Here is a 12974-nt window from a genome sequence, read left to right as displayed (position 1 = left end):
ATCGAAGGTTGCGGGGGTGTCCAGGGTGAGAGTCGAAGGTGGCGTGAGACGCTGTCCGTGGTGCGGGATGGACCGGCCGCGGGCAGCGTCCGCGCTGCGGGGGCTGCCCGAAAGCCTCCGCCGTATATGTGGATCATTGCCGCAGGACGGGTAGGGTCCGTGGCGTACTGTGCTTCAACTGCAATTCGGCCATCGGCAAGTTGGGAGATGATCCCGACGCTGTTCGTCGGGCAGCCGCCTACCTGGAAGGAACTTCGTGGAAGCGAACACTCGTAGCACCGGGCGTCTGCCGGCCGCCTTCCTGACGCCCGGGTCGTCCTCCTTCATGGACTTCCTCTCCGAGCACCAGCCGGAACTGCTGCCGGGCAAGAGGTCGTTGCCGCCGGTGAAGGGTGTGATCGAGGCGCCGCACGGGACGACGATCGTGGCGGTGACTTTCCCCGGCGGCGTCGTGCTCGCCGGTGACCGGCGAGCCACCATGGGGAACGTCATCGCGCAGCGGGACATCGAGAAGGTGTTCCCGGCCGATGAGTACTCGGCGGTGGGAATCGCCGGTACGGCGGGTCTCGCCGTGGAGATGGTGAAGCTGTTCCAGTTGGAGCTGGAGCACTTCGAGAAGGTCGAGGGCGCGCAGCTGTCGCTGGAGGGCAAGGCGAACCGGCTGTCGACGATGATCCGTTCGAATTTGGGCATGGCGATGCAGGGGCTGGCCGTGGTTCCGCTGTTCGCCGGGTACGACGTGGACCGGGAGAAGGGGCGGATCTTCTCCTACGACGTCACGGGCGGGCGTTCGGAGGAGAAGGGGTACGCCGCGACCGGTTCCGGGTCGATCTTCGCGCGCGGTGCGATGAAGAAGCTGTTCCGGGACGACCTGAGTGAGGCCGAGGCCACCACGCTGGTGGTGCAGGCGCTGTACGACGCGGCAGACGACGACTCGGCGACCGGTGGTCCCGATGTCGCCCGCCGGATCTACCCGATCGTCACCGTGATCACCGAGGACGGTTTCCGCCGGCTCACCGAGGACGAGGCGTCCGACATCGCCCGGTCGGTGCTGGAGCGGCGGCTGGAGCAGCCGGACGGTCCGCGGGCCTCGCTGCTGTAGGCCGCGCGGGCGGGTTGTTCGGTTGTTTCAGGTGGTCCAGTGACTTCGACAGAAAGGGACGGATAACCGGTGTCGACGCCGTTCTATGTCTCACCCCAGCAGGCGATGGCGGACCGGGCGGAGTACGCCCGGAAGGGCATCGCCCGTGGTCGCAGCCTTGTGGTGCTGCAGTATGCCGACGGGATCGTGTTCGTCGGTGAGAACCCGTCCCGTGCGCTGCACAAGTTCAGCGAGATCTATGACCGGATCGGGTTCGCCGCGGCCGGTAAGTACAACGAGTACGAGAATCTGCGGATCGGGGGCGTGCGGTACGCCGATCTGCGGGGTTACACCTACGACCGGGACGATGTGACGGCCCGGGGTCTGGCGAACGTGTACGCGCAGACGCTGGGGACGATCTTCTCGAGTGTGGGGGAGAAGCCGTACGAGGTGGAGCTGGTGGTGGCCGAGGTCGGGGAGACCCCGGAGTACGACCAGATCTACCGGTTGCCGCACGACGGGTCCATCGTGGACGAGCACGGCTCGGTGGCGGTGGGGGGTAACGCGGAGCAGATCAGCGGGTACCTGGATCAGCGGCACCGGGACGGGATGACGCTGGCGGAGGCGCTGCGGCTGGCGGTGCAGGCGTTGTCGCGGGACACCAACGGCAGTGAGCGGGAGATTCCCGCGGAGCGGCTGGAGGTGGCGGTGCTGGACCGTACGCGGCCGCAGAAGCGGAAGTTCAAGCGGATCGGGGGGCGTCAGTTGTCCCGTCTGCTGGAGGCGGGCGGTGCGGAGACGGCCTCCGAGGCGGAGGCCGAGACGGACTCCGGCGGAGACGTCGAGTAGTGGGGGTGCGCGTCTGACGCCTGCGGCGCGGCGTTCGCTCCGGTGGGGGTGCGCGTAGCGCCCGTGGCCGGTGGGTGGGCCGGGGCCGCGTCGGGGGTGTCCGTCCTCGGACTGGCGCGATCGGGTTTCTTGGGGGCGCGGACGCGTCGGCCGCTGCGGGCGGCCACCCCCGCCCCGTCCCCTCCACGCCGTACGCGGCTACCTGCCGCCGCCCCCGCTCACCGCGGGCAGTCGTGCCGCTGGGGCGGCACGGGTGGGCGCGACGGCACCCCGTAAGCGCCGGGCTGCGCGAACTCACCCCCGGTCGACACCAACGCCGGGCGCTCCGTAAGCCGCCGGGCTGCGAACCCACCCCCGCTCAGCACCGACGCAGGGCGCCGCCGCAGCCGTCAGCGGGGTGCCGGGGCCGTGGACCCCCGGACCACCAGCTCGACCGGGATGTCGCCCGCGGCGGGGGCGCGGCCCTCCAGGACCGCCAGCAACGCCTCCATCCCCCGCTCACCGAAAAGCTCCGCGTCCAACCGCACCGTGGTCAGCTCCGGATCGATCGCGCTCGCGAGGGCCAGATCGTCCAGACCGGTGATGGACAAGTCCTCGGGAACACGCAGTCCCAGACGCCGCGCGGCCTTGTACGTGCCGGCTGCCAGGTGGTCGTCGTCGCAGACCACGGCGGTGGGGCGGTCCGGTGCGGTCCTGGAGAGCGCGGCCTCCGCCGCGGCCTCCGCACCCTTGATCGAGATCGGCGCCCGCGCCGTGCGCAACGACGTCCACGGAACCTCCCGCAGGCGCGCCGCCAGCTCCCGCGCACGCACCTCGAAGGTCCAGGACGCCACATCCGCCGCCAGGTGGAGGAAGCGGCGGTGGCCCAGTGCCAGGAGGTGGTCGGTGACCTGGCGGACGCCGTCGGCGATGTCGAGGTTGACCGTGGCCGCGCCCACACTGCCCTCGGGGTCGCTGTCCAGCATCACCAGCGGCAGCGCCTCGCCGCGGATCGCGGTGAGGGCCTCCGCGGCCATGGAGGAGGCGATGACGCCGTCCAGGGCCGCCTGTGCGGACGCGAAGGGGTCGCGGGCGGGGCCGATGCCCTCGGGGGAGGGGTACAGGACCACGCCGAAGCCGTGCCGGGAGGCCACCCGGGCGGCCCCGGTGTAGACGCCGGCGAAGAACTCCGTGGTGAGGGCGGGGACGACCAGGAGGACCGTACGGGTGCGGCCCAGCCGGAGGTTGCGGGCGGCCAGGTTGGGGCGGTAGCCCAGGGTGCGCGCGGCCTCGCGTACGCGCTCCGCCGTGGCCTCGGACACCCGGCCGCGCCACTTGTCGCCGAGGACCAGGGAGACCGCGGCCTGCGAGACGCCGGCGGCCTGGGCGACGTCCCGGCTCGTGGGGCGGGTGCCGGCTCGGGGCATCGTCGGGCCGCTCCTTCGTCTGGACTGGTGAACAGCGGACATGGTACGTATGGAGCACCTAGTTATACGTAAAACTTCCAGTGAAGGGGCCCGCATGGCCACGGGATACCTGGAGATCCTCCGGGCGCGGCACGCCACCCGGCTGCTCGTGGGCACGCTCGTGGGGCGGCTGCCCAACGCGACCGCCGCCATCGCGATCGTGCTGTTCGTGCGCGCGGAGGGCGGTACGTACAGCCTGGCCGGTGCCCTGGCGGCGGTGTACGGCGTCGCCAACGCCGTGGGACAGCCGGTGCTGGGGCGGCTGGTGGATCTGCGTGGGCAGCCGCGCGTGCAACTGCCGGCCGCCGTGCTGTCGGCGCTGGCGATGGCCGTGTTCGCCTTCGTGGGAATCGGGCCGTCGGCGGTGGCCTACGGCGCCGTCGCCGCCGCGGGACTCTTCACCCCGCCCCTGGAGGGCGGGCTGCGGGCGCTGTGGGCTTCCGTGCTGCCCGAGGAGGACCATGTCCACCGGGCGTACGCCATGGACGCCGTGGCCCAGGAGGTCATGTTCACCGTCGGGCCGCTGCTGGTGACGGTGTGCGCCTCGGTGTGGTCGGCGCAGGCCGCGCTGCTCGTGCTGAACGTCATCGGGGTGCTGGGCGCCCTCTCCGTGGTCGTCTCGCCGCCCTCGCGTGCCTGGCGGTCGGCGCCGCGCGAGGCGCACTGGCTGGGCGCGCTGCGCTCGCCGGGGCTGCTCGCGCTGCTGGGTGCCTTCCTGGCCGTGGGGATGGCGCTGGGGTCGATCACCGTGGCGGCGGTGACGTACGCGGACGAGCACGGCGGTGACCACGTGTACGGCTGGCTGATGGCGGGGATCGGGCTGGGTGCCCTGATCGGCGGTGTGGCGTACGGGGCGCGCCAGTGGGCCGGTGAGCCCGCGCGGCGACTGCGGGTGCTGGTGGCCCTTCTGGCGGTGTGTTACCTGCCGCTGATGCTGATGCCGGGCGTGGTGGCCATGACGTTGCTCACCGTGGTCGCCGGGATCTTCCTCGCTCCGGCCATCGCCTGCGCCTTCGTGCTGGTCGACCGGCACGCGCCGCGCGGCACGGTCACGGAGGCGTTCTCCTGGCTGGTGACCACCTTCACCGTCGGCGCGTCGGTCGGAACGGGACTCACCGGTCCGGTCGTCGAGGCGGGCGGGGCGCTGTGGGGGTTCGCCGTGCCGGGCGTCGCGGGCGGCGTGTCCCTGCTGGTTTTGGTCGCCACGGGACGGGTACTGGCAGTTCCCGCCGGGAGAGCGGTGGTTGCGGCCCGTTCGGAAAATGATCCGAATCGTGCTGTCGAACCTCGTTTCAGCTCGGGGGATCGGGCGTAATGTTCCCTCATGGACCGCCGCATTTTCGGGCTGGAGAACGAGTACGGTGTCACGTGCACGTTCAGGGGACAGCGCCGCCTGTCGCCTGACGAGGTGGCGCGGTACCTCTTCCGCCGTGTCGTGTCATGGGGCCGAAGCAGCAATGTCTTTCTGCGGAACGGCGCCCGCCTCTATCTCGACGTGGGATCACATCCGGAATACGCAACGCCGGAATGTGACAACGTGACCGAACTGGTCACCCACGACAAGGCCGGCGAGCGCATTCTCGAGGGACTCCTGGTGGACGCCGAACGACGCCTGCACGAGGAGGGAATCGCGGGCGACGTCTACCTCTTCAAGAACAACACCGACTCCGCCGGCAACTCCTACGGCTGTCACGAGAATTATCTGGTGGCCCGGCACGGGGAGTTCTCGCGGCTCGCGGACATCCTGATTCCGTTCCTGGTCACGCGGCAGCTGCTCTGCGGTGCGGGCAAGGTGCTGCAGACGCCGCGCGGCGCCGTGTACTGCGTCAGTCAGCGGGCCGAGCACATCTGGGAGGGCGTCTCCTCGGCGACGACCCGCTCGAGGCCCATCATCAACACGCGCGACGAGCCGCACGCGGACGCCGAGCGCTACCGCCGGCTGCACGTCATCGTGGGCGACTCGAACATGTCCGAGACGACCATGCTGCTCAAGGTCGGCGCCACCGACCTGGTGCTGCGCATGATCGAGGCGGGCACCGTGATGCGCGACCTCACGCTGGAGAACCCGATCCGGGCGATCCGCGAGGTCAGTCACGACATCACCGGGCGGCGCAAGGTGCGCCTGGCCAGCGGCCGGGAGGCCTCCGCGCTGGAGGTGCAGCGCGAGTACTACGAGAAGGCGCTGGACTTCTGCGAGCGCCGCGGCATCCGCACCGGCACCGTCGAGCAGGTGCTGGAGCTGTGGGGCCGTACGCTGGACGCGATCGAGTCCGAGGACCTCGACCGCATCGGCACCGAGATCGACTGGGTCATGAAGTACAAGCTCCTCGAGCGGTACCGGGCCAAGCACAACATGACCATGTCGCACCCCCGGGTCGCGCAGATAGACCTCGCCTACCACGACATCCACCGTCGGCGGGGTCTGTACTACCTGCTGGAGAAGAAGGGACAAGCCGCCCGGATCTGCAACGATTTGAAGATCTTCGAGGGCAAGTCCGTACCGCCGCAGACCACTCGGGCCCGGCTGCGGGGCGACTTCATCCGGCGCGCCCAGGAGCAGCGCCGCGACTTCACCGTCGACTGGGTGCACCTCAAGCTCAACGACCAGGCCCAGCGCACGGTGTTGTGCAAGGACCCGTTCCGTTCGGTGGACGAACGGGTGGAGAAGCTGATCGCAGGAATGTGAGAGACACGTTCCGCCAGGGGACCGGAAATTCCCGGAACGTCACACGGGCGCCGTACGTTACACCGTGCGGCGCCCTTCTCACGCCGTAGAGTTGCGCGGACGCCATCCACAAGATCGATGATTACGAGGCCCCCACCGTGCGCCGACGCTCACTTCTCATTGCCGTTCCCGCTGGACTGGCCACCCTCGCCGCGTGCGGGGACGACAAGTCCGACTCGGGCAAGGCCAGCGACAGCGCCTCGCCCTCGGCGCCCCAGACGTCCGCGGCACCGCCGCCGAAGATCGTCGACGGACCGCTGCCGGCGATCACGGCGGGTACGAAGTTCGAAGAGAAGCCGACGGTCGCCAAGGGCAGCGGGGACCCCTCGGACCAGATCGCGGTCAAGACGGTCATCGCGGGCGGCGGGAAGACGATCGCGGAGAACGACTTCGTGGTGGCCCACTACCTCGGCCAGATCTGGGACAGCGGGAAGGTGTTCGACAACTCCTACGACCGCGGCACCCGCCTGGCGCTCCCGCTCACCCAGGGCGCCATCATCGACGGCTGGCGGTACGGCCTGATCGGGAAGAAGGCCGGCAGCCGCGTCCAGATGGCAGTCCCGCCGACCTGGGGGTACGGCGAGCAGGGCAACGCGCAGGCGGGCATCGAGGGCACCGACACGCTGGTGTTCGTCGTGGACGTGAAGGACACGTACAAGGCCACCAGCAGCGCCAAGGGCACCGAGGTGGCCCAGGACGACAAGGACCTGCCCAAGGTCGGCACCAACACCGACGGCAAGGCGCCCACCATCGATGTGCCCGACGCGGACGCCCCGAAGAAGCTGGTGGCGAGCTATGTCATCGAGGGCGACGGCGAGGAGGTCGGCGCCGAGGACAGCATCCTGGTGCAGTACAAGGGGGTGCTGTGGGACGGTGGCAAGGAGTTCGACTCGACGTACAAGAAGGGGCAGCTGACCTCGTTCCCGCTGCAGCAGGTCGTCAAGGGCTGGGCGCAGGGGCTGACCGGCAAGAAGGTCGGCAGCCGGGTCCTCGTCGTCATCCCGCCGGAGCTGGGCTACGGCGACACCCCGCCGGAGGGCAGCGGAATCAAGAAGGACTCCACGCTGGTCTTCTCGGTCGACATCCTCGCGAAGCTGTGACGCCGTGAGGATGTAAGACTGTGCGTGTTCGCCTTTCCGCAGACAAGCAGGAGCGTTAGACGTGAGCATCGACAAGCCCGAGATCGACTTCCCGGGCGGCGAGCCCCCGGCGGACCTCGAGATCAAGGACATCTGGGAGGGCGACGGCGAGGTGGCGCAGGCGGGCCAGACCGTCACCGTGCACTACGTCGGTGTCGCTTTCAGCACGGGCGAGGAGTTCGACGCCAGCTGGAACCGCGGCACCCCGTTCCGCTTCCCGCTGGGCGGCGGCCGGGTCATCAAGGGCTGGGACCAGGGCGTGCAGGGCATGAAGGTCGGCGGCCGCCGACAGCTGACCATCCCCGCCCACCTCGCCTACGGCAACCAGAGCCCCACCCCGGCGATCAAGCCCGGTGAGACCCTGATCTTCGTGGTCGACCTGCTCGGCGTCTGATCCGACCGGAGTCGATCATCCGTGGCCCATGCCTGTCCGGGCATGGGCCCTCGGCTTTTACCGCGCCACCTCGGGGCGGTACGGTCATCGGTCGTAAGCACCATAGGGAGGCGAAGCGGGTCGATGGCCATTGCCAAGGCCGAGCGGCTGATGAACCTGGCGCTGTGTCTGCTCGGGACGCGCCGGCCGCTCAGCAAGCGCGAACTGCGCGAATCCATCGAGGCCTATCTCGAAGCGGGCTCGGACGACTCCTTCAACCGCATGTTCGAGCGCGACAAGGACGACCTGCGCGAACTCGGACTGGTCATCGAGACCGTGGAGAACCTCGACGGCGAGGTCGGCTATCTGGCCCGCCGCGACAGCAACCGGCTGCCGCCCATCACCCTCGACGCCGAGGAGGCCGCCGCCCTCGGGCTCGCCGCCAAGGTGTGGCAGCAGGCCCGGCTCGCCGGTGCGGCCAGCGGCGCCCTGCAGAAGCTGCGCGCGGCCGGCCTCCCCGAGGACGTCGACCCGTACGGCGCCCACGGTGCGCTGGAGCCGCGCATCCCGGTGCACGAGGCCGCGTTCGAGCCGCTGATGCTGGCCTGCCGCGACCGTCGGCCGGTCGTCTTCGACTACCGCAAGGCCAACGCCGCCCAGCCCGGACAGCGGCACGTCGAACCGTGGGCGCTGGAGTGCTGGCGCGGCCACTGGTACCTGGCCGGCTGGGACCGCGACCGGGGCGCCGAGCGGGTCTTCCGGCTCTCCCGGATCACCGGGAAGGTGCGCTCGCGCAGCGGCCGGTTCACCGTCCCGGTGCCGGACGTCGTCACCGTGCGGGAGACCGTGGCGAGCTGGGCGGGGGAGACCGCCGACCGCTCGGCGCGGATCCGGCTGCGCTCCGACGCCGGTTACCCCCTTCGGGCGAAGGCCACCGCGGTGCGGGAACTCGGCGACGGCTGGGACGAGTTGGAGATTCCGTACGGGCACGGCCTGGACGCCTGGCTGGTGGAGTTCGGGCCGGACGTGGTGGTCCTGGAGCCCGCCGAGCTGCGGGCCGACGTGATGGACCGGCTGCGCGCCGTGGCCAAGGGCTGAGGGGAGCGGAGAAGGACGTGGCAGGCAAACCGGTCAGGCCCGTGAACGCCATCGACCAGACCCGGCGGATGCTCTCCCTGGTGACGTATCTGCGGGAGCGCCCCGGCGCCCGGATCGAGGACGTGGCGCGCGCCTTCGGCGTCACCGAGGACGAGCTGGTCTCCGACCTCGACGTACTGCCCATGTGCGGCACCAGCTTCCGCGGCGGCGATCTGCTGGACATCGACACCGACGGCGAGCGCATCTGGTGGCACAATCCGGCCGCCCTCGGCGCGGAGGCGGCCGAGCCGCTGCGGCTCGCCGCCGACGAGGCCACCGCGCTGCTGGTCGCCGCCCGTGCGGTGGCCACCCTGCCGGGGCTGCGCGAGGGCGACCGGCAGGCGCTGCTGCGGGCCACCGCGAAGGTGGAGACCGCGGCCGGCGAGGCGGCCGGCGCCAGCTCCCGGCTCTCGGTGACCTTCGAGTCCGAGGGCGGCGTCTTCGCGGACGTCGACCGGGCCATCGCCGAGCGCCGCAGACTGTGGATCCGCTACTACTCGCCCGCGCGCGACGAGGTCACCGAGCGGGAGATCGACCCCATCCGCCTGGTCAGCGTCGGGCACACGTACGTCGAGGCGTGGTGCCGGCGCTCCGAGGCGCGCCGCACCTTCCGGCTCGACCGGGTCGCCGAGATCAGGATCCTCGACGAGCCGTCCGCGCCGCCCGAGGTCGAGCTGCGGGACCTGTCGGAAGCGCTGGTGCAGCCCGCGGCCGAGGACCCCGAGGTCGTGGTCGAGGTCGGACCGGGCGGCCGCTGGGTCGCCGAGTACTACCCGCACGACAGCGCGGACGAGCTTCCCGACGGCGGGCTGCGTATCACCCTGCGCACGCCCGACCCGGCCTCGCTCAGACGGCTGGCCCTGCGGCTCGGCCGCGACGGCCGCATCGTCGAGCCGCGCGCGCTGGCCGACAGCGCCCGGCAGGCGGCCCGCGAGGCGCTCGCGGCGTACGACGGGGTCGAGGCGGCCGGATGAGCGGGGCCGCACGGACAGGACGACAGGCAGGAGCGAGTGCTGTGAGCGAGTCGGCGACGTCCGGTGCGCGGACCATGACGGCGGCGTCCGCGTTCGCGGGGATGAGAAGCGTGGCCCCGGTGATGTTCCGGGCGGGCTGCCCGGACTGCCGGGAGCGCTTCGAGCTCGCCGCGAGCGCGCTGCGTCTGGCCATCGGCGCCAGCAGCCGCACCACCTTCTACTCCTTCACCTGCCCCGAGTGCGGGGCGGCCGTCCGCAAGCCGGCGGGGGAGCGGATCGTGGAGCTGCTGACCGGCGGCGGGGTCCGGACGCTGCGGCTGCACTCGACCGTCTAGGCTCGCCCTCATGTTCTGGCCGATGTTCGCGGTTACCGTGGGGTTCCTGGGTCTGCTGGTGCTCGGGGTGCTCGCCGTCCGGGTCTTCGTCGAGGCGGAGCGGTTGGGGAGGCAGGTCACGGACTCGGCGCGCCGGATCAGTCGGGCGGCGGAGGATCTGGAGCGGGCGTCGGCGAGTACGGCGCGGTCCGCCGGGGCGCTCTGAACGGTCCGGGCACCGCACCCTTCGACGGCCGGCGCATGGCCGGGTGCGTCCTGTGCGCGGGGCTTGCAGGCCCCGGCGCTTCCGAGGTGCACGGCGTCGCTGCGGGCCGGGGGCGGTTCGCGCACTCCGGTGCTTGCGGAGCGCCTCCCCCGGAGGGGTACCCCAGCGCCCACTCGTGCCGTCCTGAGGCACTGATCGCCCGCGGCGGCGGCACGTGGCGCCCGCGAACGGCAAAGCGGTGCGCTGCCGGGCGCGCGGGATCCGGGCCGTGCCGCACGAGGGGGCGTGGTGCTGCCCGTGGGGGCTTCGCCCTGTCACGCTGTGGGTCACGGCAGGTACGCTGCTGATCGCGGCCCGGAGAACGAGGCCCGGACCGCGGACGGGAGTACGCACAGGGATTGCCGGACGTTTACCCCTGGGCGTTACGATCGCTGCCAGCACCGTCGTTCGGACGCATGTCCGACCGGTCGGACAGCCACCCACCCACCCGCCTCGGTGAGAAGGTAAAGACTTATGGGACGGCTCGGACCTACCGAGATCATTCTGATCCTCGTCGTCATCATCCTGCTGTTCGGCGCGAAGAAGCTTCCGGACATGGCGCGGTCGCTCGGCAAGTCCGCGCGCATCCTCAAGAGCGAGGCGAAGGCGATGAAGGACGAGAACAAGTCCTCCGCCCCCGCCGATCCGCCGGCCACCGGCGAGCAGCCCCCCGCGCAGCGCACCATCCAGGCGGCCCCCGGCGACGTGACCAGCTCCCGCCCGGTCACGGAGCCGACGGACACGACCAAGCGCTGACGCAGGGCCGGTGATCTCCGGCCCGCCGCACGAGATGGGAACGTGGGTTGCTCAAGTCTGCCCGCAATCAGGAGAGGGATCCCGAGGGGCGGATGCCTCTTGTGGAACACCTGCGTGAGCTGCGCAATCGGCTCGCCAAGGCCGTCGTCGCGATCGTCGTGGTGATGATCGCGGCCGCGTTCTACAGCGAGCAGCTCATGCAGTTCCTCGCGGAGCCGGTGCCGAAATGCGAGGACCTGGCGAACAGCGACGGCGGCAACTGCGCCATCGTGTCCTTCAACACTTTGACGTCGCCGTTCACCACGACGATCAAGGTGAGCCTCATGGCCGGCCTGATCGTCTCCAGTCCTGTGTGGCTCTACCAGCTCTGGGCCTTCGTCGCCCCCGGGCTGCACAAGCACGAGAAGAAGTACACCTACGTCTTCGTCTCGGCCGCGGTTCCGTTGTTCGTCGGCGGTGCCTACCTGTCGTACGTCATCCTCCCCGTCAGCATCAAGGTGCTGCTCAGCCTCACGCCCGGGGGATCGGCCAACATCCTCTCGCTCGACGAGGTCCTCGACTTCACCATCAGGATGGTGCTGGTCTTCGGCCTGGCCTTCGAGCTTCCCCTGCTGCTCATCATGCTGAACATGGTCGGCATCGTCTCCGGACGCCGCATGATCGGCTGGTGGCGCGGTGTCGTCATGGGCGTCTTCGTCTTCGGCGCGGTCGCGACGCCCACCACCGACCCGGTGGGGATGATCGCGCTCTCCGGACCGATCGTCGTCCTCTACTTCGTCGCTGTGGCGATCTCGCTGCTCAACGACAGACGGCGCGCCCGCAAGGAGTCCGCGGGCCCCGCCGACGACGAGGCGTCCGAGCTGGATCTCACCCCCGAGTCCATCGATCCGGTGGAACCCGTGGCCGCCCTGCCCGAGCAGGCGACCAAGGACCGGGTCAACGGTTATGACGACGTGACCTGAAGACCGGGCCGCAACTCGTAGGGTCACTCCCGTGACCAGCGAGATCACCCTCTTCGTCAACCCCACCGCGGGCCGCGGCCGGGGCGCCCGCGCGGCGCGGCCGGCCGCTTCCGCGTTGCGGGACGCCGGTTTCCAGGTGCGGACCGTGCTCGGCGACGACCCGCGGGACGCCCTGGCCCGGGCACGCGCCGCCGTCGAGGAGGGCACCGGAGCCCTGATCGCCGTCGGCGGCGACGGCATGGCGAACCTCGCCCTGCAGGCCGTCGTCGGCACCGGCACCCCCTTCGGCCTGGTCGCCGCGGGAACCGGCAACGACTTCGCCCGCGCGCTCGGCATGCCCCTGCGGGAACCGGCCGCGGCCGGCCGGATGATCGCCGACGCCCTCAAGTGCGGCCGGGTCCGCGACATCGACCTCGGCCGGGTCGGCGACCGCTGGTTCGGCGCCGTGCTCGCCTCCGGCTTCGACTCCCGGGTCAACGACCGCGGCAACCGGATGCGGCTGCCCCTCGGACGCTTCACGTACGACCTGGCGATCGTCGCCGAGCTGGCCGCCTTCCGGCCGCTGCCGTACCGGATCACCCTCGACGGCGGCGAGGTCCGCGAGGTCGAGGCGACGCTGGTGGCCGTCGGGAACGGGCCGTCGTACGGCGGTGGCATGCGGATATGCCCCGGAGCGGATCTCACCGACGGGCTGTTCGACATCACGGTGGTCGGCGAGTGCAGCCGGGCCACCCTGCTGCGGGTGTTCCCGAGGGTGTACCGGGGGACGCACGTCGGCCACCCCGCGATCACCGTGCTGCGGGCGGCGAGCGTGGAGCTGGCCGCCGAGCAGGTCACCGGCTACGCGGACGGGGAGCCGGTGGGGCCGCTGCCGCTGACCGCGCGGTGCGTGCCGGGCGCCCTGCGGGTCGTGGGCCCCTGATCCGGGCGGCTTCCGCCGCTCACCGGGACGGT

Annotated in this window: 14 protein-coding genes and 1 pseudogene; 14 read left to right on the top strand and 1 reads right to left on the bottom strand. The window is 71.0% G+C overall.

What is annotated here, in order from left to right; translation table 11 throughout:
- Positions 1-95: 95 nt before the first annotated feature.
- From KUM38_RS17440 to prcA, 3 genes and pseudogenes are all read left to right on the top strand, one after another.
- Positions 96-305 (top strand): annotated as a pseudogene (locus KUM38_RS17440) (endonuclease domain-containing protein); the annotation flags it as partial.
- Positions 257-1102, top strand: coding sequence for a proteasome subunit beta (prcB, locus tag KUM38_RS17435; RefSeq protein WP_217130296.1), 846 nt, complete (start codon positions 257-259; stop codon positions 1100-1102). The pseudogene KUM38_RS17440 and the gene prcB, both read left to right, overlap by 49 nt.
- Positions 1103-1171: 69 nt before the next feature.
- On the top strand, positions 1172-1930 hold the full coding sequence (prcA, locus tag KUM38_RS17430; protein WP_217130295.1) for a proteasome subunit alpha: 759 nt from the start codon (positions 1172-1174) through the stop codon (positions 1928-1930).
- Between the two features lie 389 nt (positions 1931-2319).
- Here the strand turns inward: prcA and KUM38_RS17425 are convergent, their stop codons facing one another.
- Positions 2320-3336, bottom strand: coding sequence for a LacI family DNA-binding transcriptional regulator (locus KUM38_RS17425; protein ID WP_217130294.1), 1017 nt, complete (start codon positions 3334-3336; stop codon positions 2320-2322).
- A gap of 94 nt (positions 3337-3430) precedes the next feature.
- On the opposite strand from KUM38_RS17425, the gene KUM38_RS17420 reads away from it, so the two are divergent.
- From KUM38_RS17420 to KUM38_RS17370, 11 genes are all read left to right on the top strand, one after another.
- A complete protein-coding gene (locus KUM38_RS17420; protein WP_217130293.1) occupies positions 3431-4690 on the top strand; it encodes an MFS transporter in 1260 nt (419 codons plus the stop codon).
- 9 nt (positions 4691-4699) lie between these two features.
- A complete protein-coding gene (pafA, locus tag KUM38_RS17415; protein ID WP_142196373.1) occupies positions 4700-6061 on the top strand; it encodes a Pup--protein ligase in 1362 nt (453 codons plus the stop codon).
- Positions 6062-6198: 137 nt separating this feature from the next.
- Complete coding sequence (locus KUM38_RS17410; RefSeq protein WP_217130292.1) at positions 6199-7200, top strand: FKBP-type peptidyl-prolyl cis-trans isomerase; 1002 nt, start codon at positions 6199-6201, stop codon at positions 7198-7200.
- 61 nt (positions 7201-7261) lie between these two features.
- Positions 7262-7633 carry an FKBP-type peptidyl-prolyl cis-trans isomerase gene (locus tag KUM38_RS17405; protein WP_030835713.1) on the top strand — a complete coding sequence of 124 codons (372 nt, stop codon included), beginning with the start codon at positions 7262-7264 and terminating at the stop codon, positions 7631-7633.
- Between the two features lie 123 nt (positions 7634-7756).
- On the top strand, positions 7757-8710 hold the full coding sequence (locus KUM38_RS17400; RefSeq protein ID WP_217130291.1) for a YafY family protein: 954 nt from the start codon (positions 7757-7759) through the stop codon (positions 8708-8710).
- 17 nt (positions 8711-8727) lie between these two features.
- Positions 8728-9723: a YafY family protein gene (locus tag KUM38_RS17395; protein WP_217130290.1), complete on the top strand. Its 996-nt coding sequence runs from the start codon at positions 8728-8730 to the stop codon at positions 9721-9723.
- A gap of 41 nt (positions 9724-9764) precedes the next feature.
- A complete protein-coding gene (locus KUM38_RS17390) occupies positions 9765-10058 on the top strand; it encodes a hypothetical protein (RefSeq protein WP_030835703.1) in 294 nt (97 codons plus the stop codon).
- Between the two features lie 10 nt (positions 10059-10068).
- Positions 10069-10263, top strand: coding sequence for a hypothetical protein (locus KUM38_RS17385; RefSeq protein ID WP_217130289.1), 195 nt, complete (start codon positions 10069-10071; stop codon positions 10261-10263).
- Positions 10264-10776: 513 nt separating this feature from the next.
- A complete protein-coding gene (tatA, locus tag KUM38_RS17380) occupies positions 10777-11058 on the top strand; it encodes a Sec-independent protein translocase subunit TatA (RefSeq protein WP_217130288.1) in 282 nt (93 codons plus the stop codon).
- Positions 11059-11150: 92 nt separating this feature from the next.
- Positions 11151-12020 carry a twin-arginine translocase subunit TatC gene (gene tatC / locus KUM38_RS17375; RefSeq protein WP_217130287.1) on the top strand — a complete coding sequence of 290 codons (870 nt, stop codon included), beginning with the start codon at positions 11151-11153 and terminating at the stop codon, positions 12018-12020.
- Positions 12021-12051: 31 nt separating this feature from the next.
- A complete protein-coding gene (locus KUM38_RS17370; protein ID WP_217130286.1) occupies positions 12052-12942 on the top strand; it encodes a diacylglycerol kinase in 891 nt (296 codons plus the stop codon).
- Positions 12943-12974 lie beyond the last annotated feature (32 nt).

The organism is Streptomyces sp. AC558_RSS880, assembly GCF_019049255.1.
Classification (GTDB): Bacteria; Actinomycetota; Actinomycetes; order Streptomycetales; family Streptomycetaceae; genus Streptomyces.
This window is presented reverse-complemented; position numbering and strand designations above follow the sequence as displayed.